We start from the raw sequence: 18,874 nt of genomic DNA, 5'->3' as shown, positions 1-18,874 counted from the left end.
TGCAGCCGATCTTAGCAGACTGCTTTCTGCTTAATAAAGTTATCTACGCATGCTTCGATTTCAGCGGCGGTGGCAAAGCTCAGTGCTTGATCAGCCATTGCCTTCACATCTTCGAAGTTGGTGTTGCGGATAAGCTTCTTGATACGCGGTACAGAGATGGCGCTCATGGAGAACTCATCCAGACCCATACCCAGCAGCAGCAGGGTAGCGCGCTCGTCACCAGCCAGTTCACCACACATACCGGTCCACTTGCCTTCGGCGTGGGACGCATCGATAACCATCTTGATCAGGGTCAGGACGGAGGGTGACAGCGGGTTGTACATGGCGGAGATCATCTCGTTACCACGATCGACAGCCAGGGTGTACTGGGTCAGGTCGTTGGTACCGATACTGAAGAAATCCACTTCCTTGGCCAGATGATGAGCCATCACGGCAGCGGCCGGGGTCTCGATCATGATACCCACTTCGATGGATTCATCAAAGGCTTTGCCTTCGGCACGCAGTTCGGCTTTCAGCGTCTCTACGGTGGCTTTCAGGCTACGGAACTCTTCGACAGAGATGATCATCGGGAACATGATGCGCAGTTTGCCGAAGGCAGAGGCGCGCAGAATGGCCCGCAGCTGAGCATGCATGATGTCTTCGCGGTCGAAGAAAATACGCACGGCACGCCAGCCCAGGAAGGGGTTCATCTCTTTCGGGAAATTCATGTACGGCAGCTCTTTGTCGCCGCCAATGTCCATGGTACGCACGATGATCGGCTGATCCGGCATCGCTTCGGCCACTTCTTTGTAGGCTTTGAACTGCTCTTCTTCGGTCGGCAGCGCGTCACGGTCCATGAACAGGAACTCGGTACGGTACAGACCCACGCCTTCGGCGCCATTGCGGATGGCACCTTCGGTATCCTTGACGGTACCGATGTTGGCGCACACTTCGACCTGGTGACCATCCAGCGTGATGGCAGGCAGATCTTTCAGCTTGGCCAGCTCATCTTTCTCGGCCTGGAACTGAGCCTGGAACTTCTTGGCTTCGGTCAGCTGTTCAGCGGTCGGATTGATGATGATCTGGTTGTTGATCGCATCCAGCACCAGCATGTCACCGTTCTTGACTCGCTCGGTGATGTCGTTGGTGCCTACCACGGCCGGCAGCTCCAGGGAGCGGGCCATGATAGAGGTGTGAGAGGTACGGCCACCGATGTCGGTAACGAAACCCAGCACATATTTCAGGTTGATCTGAGCGGTTTCAGACGGGGTCAGGTCTTTGGCGACCAGGATCACCTCTTCGTCGATGGTGCTCAGGTTGACAACGGGGATGCCCAGTACGTTCTTGACCAGACGGGTACCGATGTCACGGAAGTCGGTAGCGCGTTCGCGCAGATAAGGGTCATCCAGCTCGGCCATCATCTTGGCGTACTGTTCGATCACCTCATAGATGGCTTTGTCAGCGGAAGCCTTGTTCTCTTTGATGAAGGATTTGATATCCCCTTCCAGCTCCTCATCTTCGAGCAGCATGATGTGGCCTTCGAAGATGGCCTCTTTTTCCTCACCGAAGGTGCGACCGGCCATCTCTTTGATGGCTTCCAGCTGGGTAGCTGACTTGGTACGAGCTTCGAGGAAACGGTTGATCTCGGCATCAATCTGGTCAGCAGAGATTTTGCCCTGATTGATAACGATTTCATCTTCTTTCAGAAGAAGCGCCTTACCGAATGCGATACCGGGGGACGCAAGAATGCCAGATATCATAATCCTTCCTATTAAAACGACTGTGGGGGAGGAATCTAAAGCTGGATTACTCCAGCTCGTCCATCAGGGCAACCAGCTTCTCAACAGCTTGCTGAGCATCCGGGCCGTCAGCCTGGATAGTTACGTTGGTACCCTTGGTCAGGCCCAGGGTCTGCAGCTTGAACAGGCTCTTGGCGCTGGCGGACTTGCCACCGGAGACCACAGTGATCTCGCTTTGGAATTCTTTGGCTTCTTTCACGAACTGAGCTGCCGGACGGGTGTGCAGGCCGTTTTCAGCAGTAATAACAACAGACTTCTCGTACATGGTTTCACCCCATATTATTGATATTTTTTGGTGGATTGGTCGTTTTTGAAGCAACCTGACCCACCGTGTCAGTATGGATATGTTGTAAAGTAACGAAAGCAGACCCGCAATGGTTTAATCCAGGTCAAGTTTCTGTGCAGTAATCGGCGCGCTGGTTGGCAATTTTCAGTTATTGGGCTACAAGCCGCATCAGGACTGGCCTGAAATTATTTTATAACGAAAAATAACACTTTGTTACTTTGTGATACCCAGCCAGCAAACACCGCGTGACGCCGCACAGGATATGAGATTTAGAGCGGAATGTCTGCTTTTTTTCTCACTCCGGAACTTGTTATTTTACCCCAAAAAATAAGGATCAAGTGACACTAACAGGGGTTGAGTCTAGCCCATAAAGAAGCGGCGCTCCTGGGAGCGCCGCTGTTTTGAAATATTTCGATCAGTTACTGCTGCAGCTCCTGCTCGCTGAACACCCCAGCAAACAGGGCGCTAGAGAGGTAACGCTCCGCCGCACTCGGCAGGATGACCACTATGGTTTTGCCTGCAAATTCCGGCAGCTCGGCAAGACGGCTGGCAGCCACCACCGCAGCACCTGAGCTGATACCGGCCAGGATCCCCTCCTCCTCCATCAGGCGACGGGCCATCTCGATGGCTTCATCGCTGGTCACCTTCTCCACCCGGTCGATGAGGGAGAGGTCCAGGTTGCCCGGGATAAAGCCGGCGCCGATCCCCTGGATCTTGTGGGGGCCCGGTTTGATCTCTTCCCCGGCCAGCTTCTGGCTGATGACCGGCGACTCGGCCGGTTCGACCGCAACAGAGACCACCGCCTTGCCTTTAGTATGCTTCAGATAGCGGGAGACCCCGGTAATGGTGCCGCCGGTACCGACCCCGGCCACGAACACATCCACTTCGCCGTCAGTGGCATCCCAAATCTCGGGGCCGGTGGTCTTTTCGTGGATCTCCGGGTTGGCCGGGTTTTCAAACTGTTGCAGCAACACATACTTACCCGGCTCGGACTCGAGGATTTCGTTGGCCTTGGCAATGGCCCCCTTCATGCCGAGCGGCCCTTCGGTCAGCACCAGATTGGCACCGAGCGCCTTGAGCAGCTTGCGGCGCTCCAGGCTCATGGTGGCCGGCATGGTCAGGGTGATGGGATAGCCGCGAGCTGCCGCGACAAAGGCCAGAGCAATACCCGTGTTGCCGCTGGTGGGCTCGATAATCTCCTTACCCTTGGTCAGGATGCCGCGCTTCTCGGCATCCCAGATCAGGTTGGCACCGATACGGCACTTGACGCTGAAGCTGGGGTTGCGGCTCTCGATCTTGGCCAGCACGCGGCCTTTGGTAACACGGTTGAGACGAACCAGCGGGGTGTGACCGATAGTCTGGCTGTTGTCCTCAAAAATTTTGCTCATGGCGCTATCCCTGTGTTTGTTACGACGATGAAACAAGATTACCCTGTGGTTTCTGAATGAGAAGTGACTATTCGTTATAACCATATGGTATTACAACATATAGAGCTTATTCTCTCTGGCCCCTGACTCCGGGCGCCAATCGTCAAAGGAACCGACGTTATGGGATTTTCAGGAAGCAGCCAGTATCTCGCCTCCGATGCATTGAAGATGGCGGTCAATGCCGCCATCACCCTCGAAAAACCGCTGCTAATCAAAGGGGAGCCGGGCACCGGCAAGACGGTGCTGGCAGAAGCGGTCGCCGACCATCTCGGCACCGATCTCATTGCCTGGCATATCAAGTCCACCACCAAGGCTCAACAGGGACTCTACGAATATGATGCGGTAGCACGGCTGCGCGATTCCCAGCTCGGCGACCCCAGAGTGGCCGATATCAGCCACTACATTCGCCAGGGCAAGCTGTGGCAGGCTTTTAGCACCGAGCAGCGACCGGTGCTGCTGATCGACGAGATCGACAAGGCCGACATCGAATTCCCCAACGATCTGCTGCTGGAGCTGGATCGAATGGAGTTCGATGTTTACGAGACCGGCGAGCGAGTCAAGGCACGCCAGCGGCCGGTGGTCATCATCACCTCCAACAATGAAAAAGAGCTGCCGGATGCCTTCCTGCGCCGCTGCTTTTTCCACTACATCCGCTTCCCCGACAAGGCCGAGATGCAGGCCATCGTCAAACTCCACTACCCCGACCTCAAGGAGAGCCTGCTTGGCGAGGCAATGGATCTCTTCTTCGAGCTGCGCGAGGTAGAGGGGCTGCGCAAGAAACCCTCCACCTCGGAGCTGCTGGACTGGATCCGCCTGCTGCTGGCCGACGATATCGCCCCCGAGGCGATGCGCGCCCGCGAGCCCGGCAAGCTGGTGCCCGCGCTATATGGCGCCCTGCTCAAGACCGAGCAGGATTTGCATCTCTTTGAGAAACTCGCCTTTCTGGCCCGGCGCGGCAGCTGACCCATGCTGATCGACTTTTTTACCCACCTGCGCCGCCACAAGCTCCCCTGCAGCCTGCGCGAGCTGCTGGACTTGCACGCCGCACTGGCGGCCCGACTGGTCGCTGTCGATATGGACGAGTTCTACCAGCTCTCCCGCTGCCTGCTGGTAAAAGACGAGGCCCACTACGATCGCTTCGATCGCGCCTTCGCCGAATACTACGAGGGGCTGGAAGCCATCCCCCTGCTGCCGGAAAACCTTCCCGAGGAGTGGCTGCGCAAGGAGTTCGAACGGCTGTTGAGCCCAGAGGAGAAGGCGTTACTCAAATCCCTCGGCGGACTTGACAAGCTGCTGGAGACCCTTAACCAGCGATTACGCGAGCAGAAAGAGCGCCACGCCGGTGGCAACAAGTGGGTGGGAACCGGTGGCAGCAGCCCGTTTGGCCATGGCGGTTTTCACCCCGAGGGCGTTCGCATGGGTGGAGAGGGGCAGCATGGCAAGGCGGCCAAGGTGTGGGAGGCCCGTCACTATCGCAACTTCAGCGATGACTCGCCGCTCGGCCAGCGCGCCATTCAGCTGGCGCTGCGCAAGCTCAGACGCTGGGTGCGCAAAGGCAATCCCGACGAGCTGGATCTCGACGACACCATAAAAAGTTCAGCCCGCCAGGGCTGGCTCGATGTGAAGCTGCGGCCCGAGCGCCACAACGGGGTGAAGCTGTTGGTTTTCTTCGATGTGGGAGGCTCCATGGATGCCCACGTGGCCGAGGTGCAGCGTCTCTTCTCTGCGTTGCGCCACGAGTTCAAGCATCTGGAGTACTTCTATTTTCACAACTGCCTCTACGACTTCGTCTGGAAGGATAACGCCCGCCGCTTTGAGGAGCGGTTCGATACCCTGCGGCTGCTGCGCACCTACGGCAGCGACTACCGGGTGATCCTGGTGGGGGATGCCACCATGGGCCCCTACGAGATCACCTGGCCAGGCGGCAGCGTCGAGCAGTGGAACGAGGAGTCGGGTCAGGTGTGGCTTACCCGCTTGCAGCAGCACTTTCCCAAACTGGTGTGGATCAATCCCACCCCACGGCGGGAGTGGCTCTGGCATCCCTCCATCAAACTGATGAATGACGTGGTTGGCGGACGGATGCATCCGCTGACCCTGGCGGGTCTCGCTGCGGCGATCGACCAGCTGTAACCCTCTCTACCCTATAAACCGACAAGCCGGGAACGCACCCGGCGAGGAGCAAAGATGACCTCTATCGTGATCAGTGGTTCAGGCCTCTATACCCCACCCTTTGCCGTCAGCAATGAAGAGCTGGTGGCCGCCTTCAACCAGTATGTGGATCTCTACAACGAGGAGAACGCCTCCGCCATCGATGCCGGCCAGCTTCCCGCCAAGCAGCACTCCAGCTGCGAGTTCATCGAGAAGGCATCCGGCATCAAGAGCCGTTATCTGGTGAGCCGCGAGGGAGTACTCAATCCCGATATCATGCAACCGCTGCTGACGGAGCGACCCGACGAGATGCCCTCCATCATGGTGGAGATGGCAGTAGCCGCCGCCGAGCAGGCGCTGATCGCCGCCGGACGCGAGCCCGGCGAGATCGATCTGGTGATCGTCGCCGCCTCCAACATGCCACGCCCCTATCCGGCACTGGCCATCGAGCTGCAGCACTATCTGGGGGCGAGCGGCATGGCCTTTGACATGAACGTGGCCTGCTCGTCCGCCACCTTCGGCATCAAGACAGCCGCCGACATGCTGGCGGCAGGCACCGCCAACGTGGCGCTGGTGGTCAATCCGGAGATCTGCTCGGGGCACCTCAATTTTCGCGATCGTGATAGCCACTTTATCTTCGGTGATGCCTGCACCGCGGTGCTGCTGGAGCGGGAGACCGATTGCAAGGTGGCCAATCCGTGGCAACTGGTGGCCAGCAAGCTGGTGACCCAGTACTCCAACAACATCCGCAACAACTTCGGCTTTCTGAACCGGCTGAGCCCGCGCACCCGCTACGGCGACGACAAGCTGTTTCGCCAGCAGGGGCGCAAGGTGTTCAAGGAGGTGTTGCCGCTGGTGTGCGACCAGATAGCCAACCAGCTCGATGAGCAGGGCTGGCCTGCCGAGAGCCTGAACCGGCTCTGGCTCCATCAGGCCAACCTCACCATGAACCAGTTCATCGGTCGCAAGCTGCTCGGTCACGATGCCAGCCAGCAGGAGGCGCCGGTCATTCTTGATAGCTATGGTAATACCAGCTCGGCGGGTTCCATCATCGCGTTTCATCTGTACAATCGCGACCTTCCTGCGGGGGCTCGCGGCGTACTGTGCTCCTTTGGCGCTGGCTACTCCATCGGTAGCCTGCTGCTGCGGCGCCTGTAATGGCGGGCCTCCCGCCGACATAACAATAACCAGCAACATGGGTGGGAATATGCAGAGGATCACGGGGCGCTGCGCCCTGCACTACGGGGTAACCCTGTCACTATTTTGTCTCTATGGCTGGCAGGTTTGCCCGTTTCTCGAGAGTCTCACCCTGCCCCAGTTGCTGGGGCCGACCCTGGTGACGTTCGCCATCATGTTCGCCGTTCGCAATTGGCTGCTCTCAAGGCGGCCCCTGCCGCGCAACGGGCTGGACGGGTTTGGACTGGAGGTGGGTTTCTACCTGCTGGGAGCGCTGCTGCTCTCGGGCTACAACGCCCTGGCCCACGACTTTCCGCTGGAGAGTCACCTCAAGGTGCTGCTGGGGATGACCACCCTCGGCTTTCTGGTGGCGGCCGACCTGACCCTGGAGCGGGATTGGAATCGAGCCAGAACACGGCAAGCCGAGCAGAGCCTGGCACTGAGCCACCCGCTGGCCATGCCGCTGCCACGCAAGTTCACCCTCTTTACCCTGGCGACCCTCACCCTGCTGGGAGGCGTCTTCTTCTTGTTGTTCAACAAGGATCTGGAGTGGCTGGTGACGGTGGAGCGCAGCCTGCCGAGGGTCGATGCCCAGCACTACATCCTGTGGGAGATCGCCTTCGTAATGACGGTGACCTTCTGTTATCTCGCCCTCATTATTCACGGTTATGGTCGCAATCTCGGCCTCTCCCTGCGCCAGCAGACCAGCACCATGGCCAGAGTGCAGTGCGGTGACTTTGACGCCCGGGTGCCGGTCACCCGGGATGACGAGTTTGGCCTTATCGCCGCCAGCACCAATCTGATGATCGGCGAACTGAAATCCCGCAGTGACGAGCTCAACCTGACCCGCGACGTGGCCATCCTCGGCCTCGCCTCGCTGGCAGAGACCCGTGACAACGAGACCGGCGCCCATATCATCCGCACCCAGCACTACGTCAAGGTGCTGGCGCAATACCTCAGTCGCAGCGATTGGAATCGCTATCCGCTCGATGACGCCACCATCGACCTGCTGTTCAAGTCGGCTCCCCTGCACGATGTGGGCAAGGTGGGCATTCCCGATGCCATCCTGCTCAAACCGGGCAAGCTGACCGACGAGGAGTTCGCCATCATGAAGCGCCACCCGCAGATCGGCGCCGATGCGCTGGCGAGTGCCGAGGCGCAGCTGGGCTCCAACTCCTTCCTGCGGCTGGCCCGGGAGATCTCCCTCACCCATCACGAAAAGTGGGATGGCAGCGGCTATCCGGCTGGGCTGGCGGGTGAGAATATTCCTCTCTCGGGGCGGCTGATGGCGGTGGCAGATGTCTACGATGCCCTCATCTCGAAACGGGTCTACAAACCTGCTTTCAGCCATGAGGAAGCGAAGGAGATCATCGTGAAGGGGAGCGGCAGCCATTTTGATCCCGGCATTGTCGCGGCGTTTCTCGCCTGCGAGACGCAGTTCAGGGAGATTGCCGCACAGTTTCAGGATCACCACTGAGCAAGTACATCCCGACCAGCTTGCCCTGATGGCTGACAGGGCAACTGGCGTCATAAATTGTACACAAACAGGTCTGACCATGGCCGACTCAGCACCATGCTGACGGCCTTTGCCACGCCGCGCCCATATTGATATTTCCCTTTATTTACAGCTGTTTTTTGTCATTTTGTGATCCGGGTTCGTGCCGATGACGCAACCGGGATCACAAGATGGCAGGAAAAGACCGCAATTTGCCCTCCGGCGCCAATGATGGCTTCCAATGAAAGCGAGGTTTGCTATCATCCGGAGACATTTTTTCATCTGTCGTCGGCTACAAAAGAATACCCTCATGTACACACAGTTCTTCGGCCTTTCGGAACACCCATTTTCCATCTCGCCCAATCCCAAGTACCTCTATATGAGCGAGCGCCACGGCGAAGCTCTTGCTCATCTCAACTATGGATTGCAGGATGGCGGCGGCTTTGTGCTGCTGACCGGCGAAGTGGGCACCGGCAAAACCACCGTCTCCCGCTGCCTGCTGCAACAGCTGCCCGCCGAGACCGAGATCGCCTATATCCTCAACCCCTCTCTGACCGAACGGGATCTGCTGGCCGCCATCTGTGACGAGTTTCAACTCACCTATCCCGAAGATGCCGGGATCAAGCGGCTGTTCGACCTTATTCGCGATCACCTGCTGGCCAACCTGGCGGCAGGCAAGCGCAGCGTGGTACTGGTGGATGAGGCGCAGCACCTGCTGCCCGGCGTACTGGAGCAGCTGCGTCTGCTCACCAACCTCGAAACCGACGAACGGAAACTGCTGCAGGTGGTGCTGATCGGTCAGCCCGAGCTGCAAGAGATACTGCGTCAACCCCTGCTGCGCCAGCTGGCCCAGCGCATTACCGCCCGCTATCACCTGCTGCCGCTCTCCCACAGCGATGTGGATGCCTACGTCCGGTTCCGGCTGCAAGTGGCGGGGTGTGTGCAACCCATTTTTACCCCGCGCGCCATCAAGGCGCTCCATCGCCTGAGTGGCGGGATCCCCCGTTTCATCAATCTCATCTGCGACCGCGCCCTGATCGCCGCCTTCGCCCGTGGCAGCTACAAGATTGTCAACCGCGATATCAGCCAGGCCGCCTTCGAGGTCAATGGTGTGCGGGACGAAGGAAGCTGGGCCTCCGGTCTGATGGTGATGCTGGCAGGCGCCCTGCTGGTGACCGCAGGCTGGTGGGGTTGGCAACTTTTCGGCGTGTTCCCCACCCGGCCGGTAGTCAAGGTCGAGGTGCCGGTCACCATCGACGAGACCGCCGAGCAGCAGGAGCAGCTGACCGAGGCGATCAATCAGGCCCTCGACCCCGACAGCGCCATGCAGAATCTCTATCGGGTCTGGGGTTATGAACCGGAACCGTTCGAGGCAACCTGCGACAACGCGCCCCGTGCCGGTCTGCGCTGTCAGGAGGGAGAGGCAAGCCTCGACGAGCTGCGCGCCCTGCAGTATCCCGCCATGATCACGCTCACTGACCAGACTGGCGGCCTCTACTATGCGACCTTGGTCAATCTGGGGCCGAACAAGGCCAGCCTGATGATCGGTGACCAGAGCTGGCAGGTGGATCGCCAGTGGCTCAGCGACAACTGGGGCGGCAGCTACACCCTGCTCTGGCGCATGCCGAAAGGGGGCGTCAGCCTGATCGCCAGCAATGCCGGTCAGACCCAGATCCAGTGGCTCGACAATGCCCTCAGCCGTGCGTTGCAACAACCCGAGCGCAAGGTGCGCCGTTTCGATGGCGAGCTCAAAAGCAAGCTGCAGCAGTTCCAGCGGGATCAGGGGCTGACCCCTGATGGCATCGCGGGCAGCAACACCCTGCTGCGTCTCAACGCCCTCTCCGGTGAACCCATGCCCAGACTGGAGGAGGCCTCCTGATGTCTACCCTGCTCAAGGCGCTGCGCCGTGCGCAGCAACCGCAACTCTCCGCCCATATTCCGGCCATGGGCTTGCCCATGCCCCGGGAAGAGGAGCGCAGCCCACGCCGCATCGGCTGGCTGCTGGCTCCCCTGGCCTTGCTGCTGGGGGCGGGCGCCAACTATGGCTGGCATCTGATCCACCTGCGCCCCATAGAGGAGAAGGTGGAGGTGAAAGAGGTGATCACTCCACCCTTCGTGCGGGTCGAACCCAAGGCGATGGTGACCCGTCCGCTGCCCCCGCCCCTGCCGGAGCCGGTGGTACAACCCAGAGCAGTGGCCAAAAACGAAGGAACCAGTCAGGGGAATACCCCCACGCTGAGTCTGGCCGAGCAGCTGATGAAAGCCCTCAATGAAACCCCATTGCAGGAGACGCCACACGCCACCGGCCAGAACAACGTGCAACCAGCCCAGTTGATGGCGCTGGGCTCGGCACCCCAATCGGTGCGCCAGCAGGTACCGCAATTGAGCTATGGCTCTCATGTGTTCTCCTCCAACCCCGCCAAGCGCGCCGTGGTGCTCAATGGCCGGGAATACCGGGAGGGGAGCGAAATCGCCCCGGGAGTCGTGCTCGCCACCATCGACCAGCAATACATAGTGCTGCAGGTCGCCGGACAGAGCGTGACCCTCAAGGCGCTGCAGGATTGGCGAGGATGAGTACGCACCGTACCCTGATGTTCGCTGGCAAGCAGGATGCACCTCACCTGAGTGCCACTTTTGTGAGCATTCAAAGGTTTACGGTGTGATGAAATATCCATTTTTAGGGTTTGGCGCGCCCCGACCCGTTGTGTCACAGCCACCGGCCGTACACAATACGCAGCCGCCCCAGAGCCTGGAATTTGTTGATTAATATGACGCTACGATTCAGGGATGACATCTTGACCATGCTGCTGGCCCAGTGCCGGCGGCTTCCCATGACCAGAGTCACCCAGGTGGCCTTTCTGGCGCTGTTGATCATGCTGGCCCAGCAGAGCGCCGCCCTCACCTGGCGTCTGCTCACCCTGGCAAGTCCGCAAACCAGCCAACCGTGGCAACCCTCCGCCGTGGCGGTCAGCGGCCAGAGCAACCCGCGCCTTGAACTGGGTGAGGTGAGCCGACTGGCGCTGTTTGGCAAGGCGATCCCCAAGGCGCAGGCCAAAGCCGCCGTGGCCGCCAATGCGCCGCGTACCCAGCTCAATGCCCAGCTCAACGGGGTGTTGGCAAGCTCAGATCCCGCCAAATCCATCGCCATCATCGCCATGTCCGGCATCCAGAACTCCTACGGGGTCGGTGACATGATTGACGGCACCCAGGCGCGGATCCGGCAGGTCTATCCGGATCGGGTGATCATCGAGCGGGATGGCCGCGACGAGACCCTGATGCTGGATGGCGAGGAGTATGGCAAGCCGCTGCCGCAGACCAACACCGCCCCCCTTGGCTCCCTGCGCAGCGAGCTGATGGCCGATCCGGGCAAGATCACCGATTACCTCAATATTTCACCGGTTCAGGTGGATGGCCGCATGACCGGCTATCGCCTCAATCCGGGCAGCAATCCTGAGTTTTTCAACCAGAGCGGGCTGCAGGCCAATGACCTGGCTATCAGCATCAACGGGCTGGATTTACGGGACAACATGCAAGCCATGCAGGCGATGCAGCAGATGGCTGGCGCAACGGAAATGACAGTGACCGTCGAGCGACAGGGCGAACAGTTCGACATCTATGTGCGCTTGTCAGAATAATGATTTGGAGTCGTACCAATAATGACCACTAAAGGGAAAGGCTGGCGTCTGGCCACTATCGCAGCGGCACTGATGATGGCGGGCTCAGCCTGGGCCACCGAATACTCTGCCAGTTTCAAGAACGCCGACATTGAAGAGTTCATCAATACGGTGGGCAAGAACCTCAATAAAACCATCATCATAGAGCCATCGGTGCGCGGCAAGATCAACGTGCGCAGCTACGACCTGCTCAATGAGGAGCAGTACTACCAGTTCTTCCTGAGCGTGCTCGACGTCTACGGCTTTGCCGTGGTGCCGATGGACAATGGGGTACTCAAGGTGCTGCGCTCGCGGGATGCCAAGACCTCCGCCATTCCGGTGGTGGATGGCAGCAACCCGGGCATGGGCGACGAGATGGTGACCAGGGTAGTACCGGTACGCAATGTCTCGGTTCGTGAACTGGCGCCGTTGCTGCGCCAGCTCAACGACAACGCCGGTGGTGGCAACGTGGTGCACTACGAGCCCTCCAACGTGCTGCTGATCACCGGCCGCGCTGCCGTGGTCAACCGCCTGGTGGAAGTGGTGAACCGGGTCGACCGCGCCGGCGATCAGGATGTGGACATCATCAAGCTCAAGTTTGCCTCGGCGGGGGAAATGGTACGGCTGGTAACCAACCTCAACAAGGATGGCAACCCGCAGGGCGGCACCGCCTCCCTGCTGCTCTCCCCCAAGGTGGTGGCCGACGAGCGCACCAACTCTGTGGTGGTGAGTGGTGAACCGAAAGCGCGCGCCCGCATCATCCAGATGGTGCGCCAGCTCGACCGCGACCTGCAGAGCCAGGGCAACACCCGGGTCTTCTACCTCAAATATGGCAAGGCCAAAGACATGGTCGAGGTGCTCAAGGGGGTCAGCTCCAGCATCGAGGCTGACAAGAAGGGCGGCGGCGCAACCACAGGTGGCGCCAGCATCGGCGGTGGCAAGCTGGCCATCTCCGCTGACGAGACCACCAATGCGCTGGTCATCACCGCCCAGCCGGACGTGATGTCCGAACTGGAGCAGGTGGTGGCCAAACTCGATATCCGCCGCGCCCAGGTGCTGGTGGAGGCGATCATCGTTGAGATGCAGGATGGCGACGGCCTCACCCTTGGCGTCCAGTGGGGCAATGCCAACGGCGGTGGCACCCAGTTCACCAACTCCGGTCTGCCTCTCGGCAGCGCCATTGCGGCGGGCAAGGATTACCAGAATGGCAAGACCGACACCGCTGCCGGTCTGCTGAAAGAGTTCAACGGCATGGCCGCCGGTTTCTATCACGGCGACTGGGCCATGCTGGCCACGGCGCTGGCCTCCAATACCAAGAACGATATTCTCTCCACCCCGAGTATCGTCACCATGGACAACAAGGAGGCCTCCTTCAACGTCGGTCAGGAGGTCCCGGTCCAGAGCGGTTCGCAAAGCTCCACCACCAGCGATCAGGTGTTCAACACCATCGAACGCAAGACGGTGGGCACCAAGCTGGTGGTGACCCCGCAGATCAACGAAGGGGATTCGGTGCTGCTCAATATCGAGCAGGAGGTCTCCAGCGTCGCCCAGACCCAGGCGACCGGTACTGCCAACCTTGGCCCCACCTTCGACACCCGTACCGTCAAGAACGCGGTGCTGGTCAAAAGCGGCGAAACCGTGGTGCTGGGCGGTTTGATGGACGAACAGACCAAGGAGCAGGTCTCCAAGGTGCCGCTGCTTGGCGATATTCCGGTGCTGGGCTATCTGTTCCGCTCCACCTCCAACACCACCTCCAAGCGCAACCTGATGGTCTTTATCCGGCCCACCATCTTGCGTGATGCGGACGTCTATACCGGTGTCTCCAGCAACAAATACTCCCTGTTCCGCGCCGAACAGCTTGATGCGGCTGCCCAGGAGGGCTATCTCACCTCGCCCAAACGTCAGGTATTGCCTGCCTATGGCCAGGATGTGATGGTGTCGCCCGAGCTGCAAAAAGAGATCCAGAAGCAGATCAACGAGATGCGGAGCAGACAGCAGAACACTGTCGAGACCACCACCCCGTTTGTGCAGAGTAAGCCCTGATGAGTGCCTACCATCTGGATGGAAGCGTCGGGCCTGCGCCACTGCCCGAGCTCCCCTTTGTCTTTGCCCGCAACTTCGGGGTGATCCTGATTGAGCGGGACGGCGCCCCCGTGCTGCAGTGCCGCCCCGGCGTCACCCCGCAGGCCCTGCTGGAAGTGCGGCGGGTCGCGGGTTGCAGCTTCGCGGTGGAGCAACTCGACAACGAGGCCTTCGAAGAGCTGCTGATGGCTCACTACCAGCGAGACTCCTCCGAAGCACGCCAGCTGATGGAAGATCTCGGCAACGAGATGGACTTCTTCGCCCTGGCCGAAGAGCTGCCGCAAAGCGAAGATCTGCTGGACGCCGATGACGACGCCCCCATCATTCGCCTCATCAACGCCATGTTGAGCGAGGCGATCAAGGAAGAGGCCTCCGATATCCATATCGAGACCTTCGAGCGGGCACTGGTGATCCGTTTTCGTATCGACGGGGTGCTGCGGGAGATCCTGCGCCCCCATCGCAAGCTGGCATCACTGCTGGTCTCGCGGATCAAGGTGATGTCGCGGATGGATATTGCCGAGAAGCGGGTACCGCAGGATGGCCGTATCTCGTTGCGTATCGGCGGTCGCGCCGTCGATGTGCGGGTCTCCACCATGCCGTCCAGCTACGGCGAGCGGGTGGTACTGCGTCTGCTCGATAAGAACAACGTGCGCCTCGAGCTCAAGCAGCTGGGGATGACCGCGGCCAACCGCACCATCATCAGCGAACTCATTCGCAAGCCTCACGGCATTATTCTGGTCACCGGGCCGACCGGTTCCGGTAAATCCACCACCCTCTATGCGGCGCTGTCAGAAATCAACTCGCGGGATCGCAACATTCTGACAGTGGAAGACCCTATCGAATATGACCTCGAAGGGGTGGGCCAGACCCAGGTCAACACCAAGGTGGACATGACCTTCGCCCGCGGCCTGCGCGCCATTCTGCGCCAGGATCCGGATGTGGTGATGGTGGGGGAAATCCGAGATCTGGAAACCGCTCAGATCGCGGTGCAGGCGTCGCTGACCGGTCACCTGGTGATGTCGACCCTGCACACCAACACCGCCATCGGCGCCATCACCCGGATGCGGGACATGGGGATCGAGCCCTTCCTGCTCTCCTCGTCGCTCTTGGCGGTGCTGGCCCAGCGGCTGGTGCGCACCCTCTGCCCCGATTGCCGCGCCCCGCGCCCCATCACCGAGCAGGAGCGGCTTGCCATGGGCATCGAGCTGGCCCCCGATCAGCAGGTGTGGCGTCCGGTCGGATGCGAGCTGTGCAACCACACCGGCTACCGTGGCCGGACCGGCATCCACGAGCTGGTGGTGATCGACGAAGCGGTGCGTGAAGCCATTCACAGTGCCAGCGGTGAGCTCGCCATCGAGCGGCTGATCCGCGGCCACACCCCCAGCATCCGCCGTGACGGCATCGACAAGGTCCTCAAGGGGCAAACCAGCCTCGAAGAGGTACTGCGCGTGACCCGGGAAGATTGAGATGGCGGCATTCGAATACAAGGCCCTCGATAACAAGGGGCGCAGCAAGAGCGGCGTGATGGAGGGGGATTCCGCCCGTCAGGTACGCCAGCTGCTGCGCGAACAGGGGCTCACTCCCCTCGAGGTGAACGAGACCTCCGAGAAGGCGAAACGGGAAGCGACCCGCTTCGCCCTGTTCCGGCGCGGCGCCTCCACCGCCGAGCTGGCTCTGATCACTCGCCAGCTGGCCACTCTGGTGGGGGCCGGTCTCACCATCGAAGAGGCGCTCAAAGCGGTGGCCGAGCAGTGCGAAAAAGCGCACTTGCGCTCTCTGGTGGCGACCGTGCGCAGCAAGGTGGTGGAAGGTTATTCGCTGGCCGACTCGCTGGGGGCCTTTCCCCATGTGTTCGATCAACTGTTTCGCTCCATGGTGGCGGCCGGTGAAAAATCGGGCCATCTGGAGAAGGTGCTCAACCGCCTCGCCGACTACACCGAACAGCGCCAGCATATGCGCACCAAGCTGCTGCAGGCGATGATCTACCCCATCGTGCTCACCTGTGTCGCCATCGGGGTTATCTCGATCCTGCTCACCGCCGTGGTACCCAAGGTGGTGGCCCAGTTTGAACACATGGGTCAACAGTTGCCGGGCACCACCCGCTTTCTCATCGGCACCAGCGAACTGATGCAGGCCTACGGCCTCTGGTTCCTGCTGCTGATCTTCCTTGGCAGCTTTGTCTGGCGCTGGTGGCTCACCGATGAAAAGCGTCGCCGACGCTGGCATCAGGTACTGCTCGGTCTGCCGGTGATTGGCCGGGTCAGCCGCGGTCTCAACACCGCCCGCTTTGCTCGCACTTTAAGCATCCTCAACGCCAGTGCGGTACCGCTGCTGGAGGGGATGAAGATCTCCGGCGAAGTGCTCTCCAACGACTTTGCCAGAATGCGCATTCTCGAGGCTGCCGAACGGGTGCGCGAGGGGACCAGTCTGCGCAAGTCACTGACCGAGACCAAGATTTTCCCGCCCATGATGCTGCACATGATCGCCTCCGGCGAGCAGAGCGGCGAGCTCGACAGCATGCTGGAGCGGGCGGCAGACAACCAGGATCGGGAGTTTGAATCCCAGGTCAATATCGCCCTCGGGGTGTTCGAACCCATGCTGGTGGTCTCCATGGCCGGGGTGGTGCTGTTTATCGTGATGTCGATCCTGCAGCCGATCCTCGAGCTCAACAATATGGTGAATATGTAAGTTTCCGGCGTTCGATAGCCCCGCTGCGGCCCGTCGAACCCACCCAGTGATCACTCTTTGATGGGCTATCCCATCTCATTCGTTACGGAGCAACTCATGAACAAACGTCGTCAATCCGGTTTTACCCTGCTGGAAGTCATGGTGGTCATCGTGATCCTCGGCATTCTGGCCAGTCTGGTGGTGCCCAACCTGATGGGCAACAAGGAGAAAGCTGACCAGCAGAAAGCGGTCTCCGATATCGTGGCGCTGGAAAATGCCCTCGACATGTACAAGCTGGACAACAACCGCTACCCGACCACCGAACAGGGCCTGGACGCGCTGGTGACCAAGCCTTCTATCGATCCGGCGCCACGCAGCTACCGCGATGGCGGCTACATCAAGCGCCTGCCGCAAGATCCCTGGGGCAACCCGTACCAGCTGCTGAGCCCGGGCCAGTTCGGCAAAATCGACATCTTCTCCATGGGTCTGGATGGTGAAGCCGGTACCGATGACGACATCGGCAACTGGAACCTGAAGGATTTCCAATAAGTGATATGTCGCCACCGCACTCCTTGTGAGCTGACTGCATGAAGCGATCTCTCTCCTTTCATCGTCAATCCGGCTTTACCCTACTGGAGGTGCTGCTGGTCGCCATGCTGATGGGGCTGGTGGCCACCGCCGTCACCCTCAGCATGGGAGGCGCCAGAGGGGATCGGGAGCTGGACAAGCAGGCGCGTCGCCTGATGGCGACGCTGCAGCTGGCGCAGGAGTATGCGGTGATGGATGGTCGGCTGGTAGGCATTCGCATCGAGGATAACGGCTGGCAGTTTATGCAGCGTCAGGCCAAAGATCGCAAGTGGCTGGCCCTGACTGGCGACAAGCAGTTGGGGCCGGTGCAACTGGCCGAGAACATGACGCTGACGCTGGAGCTAGAAGGCTTTGGCTGGCAGCCGGACTCCGACGAGAAAACCGAACAGAAGCGCGACGAGAAGGAGCGCACGCCACAGTTGCTCATCTTCCCGGGCGGCGAGCTGAGCCCGTTCGTGCTCACCTTCACCCAGCAGGATGACGATGCCCGCTACACCCGCATCGTCAAGGGGGACGAGTTCGGCCGCCTCACCCTGCTCACCGGCGATGAAGATGAAGAGGTGAGCGAATGAAAGCCCGCGGCATGACACTACTCGAAGTCATGGTCGCACTGGCAGTCTTTGCCATCGCGGGTCTCGCGGTAATGAAAACCGCCAGCGAACACCTCTCGGCCCTCAACTATCTGGAGCAGAAGACACTCGCCACCTGGGTGGTAGAGAACCAGCTGGTGCAACAGAAGCTCGAGAACAAGTGGCCCGGTGACAGCTGGGTGGAAGGGGATGAGCAGATGGCGGGCAGCACCTGGTACTGGCGCTATCGCGGCGTCGCCACCGCCGACAACAACTTCCGGGCGCTCGATATGGAAGTGCGCACCGAGGCCAAGGCCGAGAACCCGGTCGCCATGATGCGGACCTATATCAGCCGATGACCCAGCTATCCGCCCGCACGCTTCGCCCCGTCCGCCATGCCGGTTTTACCCTGCTCGAAATGCTGGTGGCGATCGCCATCTTCGCCAGCCTCAGCATGGGTGCCTATCAGGTGCTGCAGGGGGTGCTCACCAGCGACGAGGTGGCCAAGCGCAAGGAGGCTCGCCTCAACGAATTGCAGCTCGCCTTCACCCTGCTGGAGCGAGATATCACCCAGATGGTGCCGCGCAGCGGCCGCATCGAGGGGGAGAACAACAAGGTGCTGCTGGCGGCCTCCCGGTTCGGCCAGCAGAGCGATGACTGGGGCATGGCTTTTATGCGCAGCGGCTGGCTCAACCCGGACGGCATGCTGCCCCGCTCCCATCTGCAGCGGGTCGGCTGGCGTCTCAAGGATCAGAAGCTGGAGCGCCTGAGCTACCTCTATCCGGATCCGGTGATCGGTACCGAGCCGCGTATCCAGCCGGTGTTAGCGGGAGTCACGGCGTTTCGCCTCTACTTCTTCGACAAGGGCAACTGGAAAGAGGAGTGGAGCCAGCGCAGCGTACTGCCCCACGGGCTGGCGGTAGAGCTGGATCTGGAAGATTACGGCACCATTCGCCGTCAGTTCCTGATTGGTGCCGGAGGCCAGCGCGCCGAAGAGAACAGCCA

Annotated in this window: 16 protein-coding genes and 1 pseudogene; 14 read left to right on the top strand and 3 right to left on the bottom strand. The window is 60.3% G+C overall.

All coding sequences use genetic code 11. The features are described from left to right. Positions 1-11: 11 nt before the first annotated feature. The 3 genes from ptsI to cysK form a co-directional block, all read right to left on the bottom strand. Positions 12-1,739 carry a phosphoenolpyruvate-protein phosphotransferase PtsI gene (ptsI, locus tag VF684_RS02270; protein WP_440173581.1) on the bottom strand — a complete coding sequence of 576 codons (1,728 nt, stop codon included), beginning with the start codon at positions 1,737-1,739 and terminating at the stop codon, positions 12-14. 46 nt (positions 1,740-1,785) lie between these two features. Beyond that, positions 1,786-2,043 (bottom strand): HPr family phosphocarrier protein, encoded by a 258-nt coding sequence (locus tag VF684_RS02265; RefSeq protein WP_005338266.1) that lies wholly within the window; start codon positions 2,041-2,043, stop codon positions 1,786-1,788. A 440-nt stretch (positions 2,044-2,483) separates the two neighbouring features. After that, entirely contained in the window at positions 2,484-3,452 is a 969-nt protein-coding gene (gene cysK / locus VF684_RS02260) for a cysteine synthase A (RefSeq protein ID WP_440173579.1), read from the bottom strand. A 159-nt stretch (positions 3,453-3,611) separates the two neighbouring features. Here cysK and VF684_RS02255 point away from each other — a divergent pair, with 159 nt between their 5' ends. From VF684_RS02255 to gspJ, 14 genes and pseudogenes are all read left to right on the top strand, one after another. Beyond that, the gene (locus tag VF684_RS02255) at positions 3,612-4,454 is read left to right on the top strand and encodes an AAA family ATPase (RefSeq protein ID WP_440173576.1); all 843 of its coding nucleotides are present in this window, start codon (positions 3,612-3,614) and stop codon (positions 4,452-4,454) included. A 3-nt stretch (positions 4,455-4,457) separates the two neighbouring features. Next, positions 4,458-5,621 (top strand): vWA domain-containing protein, encoded by a 1,164-nt coding sequence (locus tag VF684_RS02250; protein WP_216948212.1) that lies wholly within the window; start codon positions 4,458-4,460, stop codon positions 5,619-5,621. 54 nt (positions 5,622-5,675) lie between these two features. Then, entirely contained in the window at positions 5,676-6,797 is a 1,122-nt protein-coding gene (locus tag VF684_RS02245; RefSeq protein WP_440173574.1) for a beta-ketoacyl-ACP synthase III, read from the top strand. A 49-nt stretch (positions 6,798-6,846) separates the two neighbouring features. Next, the gene (locus VF684_RS02240) at positions 6,847-8,292 is read left to right on the top strand and encodes an HD domain-containing phosphohydrolase (RefSeq protein ID WP_440173571.1); all 1,446 of its coding nucleotides are present in this window, start codon (positions 6,847-6,849) and stop codon (positions 8,290-8,292) included. Between the two features lie 328 nt (positions 8,293-8,620). Then, positions 8,621-10,189, top strand: coding sequence for an ExeA family protein (locus tag VF684_RS02235; RefSeq protein WP_440173568.1), 1,569 nt, complete (start codon positions 8,621-8,623; stop codon positions 10,187-10,189). Then, positions 10,189-10,884 carry a GspB family T2SS assembly factor variant ExeB gene (gene exeB, locus VF684_RS02230; protein WP_349930850.1) on the top strand — a complete coding sequence of 232 codons (696 nt, stop codon included), beginning with the start codon at positions 10,189-10,191 and terminating at the stop codon, positions 10,882-10,884. Before VF684_RS02235 ends, exeB begins: the two co-directional genes overlap by 1 nt. Positions 10,885-11,111: 227 nt before the next feature. Next, positions 11,112-11,945, top strand: a complete 834-nt coding sequence (gene exeC, locus VF684_RS02225; protein WP_110303038.1) for a GspC family type II secretion system variant ExeC — start codon at positions 11,112-11,114, stop codon at positions 11,943-11,945. A gap of 21 nt (positions 11,946-11,966) precedes the next feature. Next, positions 11,967-14,006, top strand: coding sequence for a GspD family T2SS secretin variant ExeD (exeD, locus tag VF684_RS02220; protein WP_440173564.1), 2,040 nt, complete (start codon positions 11,967-11,969; stop codon positions 14,004-14,006). Further along, on the top strand, positions 14,006-15,511 hold the full coding sequence (exeE, locus tag VF684_RS02215; protein ID WP_005338295.1) for a GspE family T2SS ATPase variant ExeE: 1,506 nt from the start codon (positions 14,006-14,008) through the stop codon (positions 15,509-15,511). Before exeD ends, exeE begins: the two co-directional genes overlap by 1 nt. A 1-nt stretch (position 15,512) precedes the next feature. Beyond that, positions 15,513-16,733 carry a GspF family T2SS innner membrane protein variant ExeF gene (gene exeF, locus VF684_RS02210; RefSeq protein WP_139441745.1) on the top strand — a complete coding sequence of 407 codons (1,221 nt, stop codon included), beginning with the start codon at positions 15,513-15,515 and terminating at the stop codon, positions 16,731-16,733. A 96-nt stretch (positions 16,734-16,829) separates the two neighbouring features. Next, entirely contained in the window at positions 16,830-17,261 is a 432-nt protein-coding gene (gene exeG, locus VF684_RS02205; RefSeq protein WP_005338297.1) for a GspG family T2SS major pseudopilin variant ExeG, read from the top strand. Positions 17,262-17,299: 38 nt separating this feature from the next. After that, on the top strand, positions 17,300-17,872 hold the full coding sequence (gene exeH, locus VF684_RS02200; RefSeq protein WP_139441747.1) for a GspH family T2SS minor pseudopilin variant ExeH: 573 nt from the start codon (positions 17,300-17,302) through the stop codon (positions 17,870-17,872). Next, entirely contained in the window at positions 17,869-18,228 is a 360-nt protein-coding gene (gene exeI / locus VF684_RS02195) for a GspI family T2SS minor pseudopilin variant ExeI (RefSeq protein ID WP_021229089.1), read from the top strand. Before exeH ends, exeI begins: the two co-directional genes overlap by 4 nt. Next, positions 18,225-18,872: pseudogene (gspJ, locus tag VF684_RS02190) on the top strand (type II secretion system minor pseudopilin GspJ); the annotation flags it as partial. The gene exeI and the pseudogene gspJ, both read left to right, overlap by 4 nt. Positions 18,873-18,874 lie beyond the last annotated feature (2 nt).

Source organism: Aeromonas sp. Lyrl_2, from assembly GCF_051948815.1.
Taxonomy (GTDB): Bacteria; Pseudomonadota; Gammaproteobacteria; order Enterobacterales; family Aeromonadaceae; genus Aeromonas; species Aeromonas veronii.
Note: the sequence above shows the minus strand (reverse complement) of the source record. Positions and strands in the feature narration are given on the sequence as shown.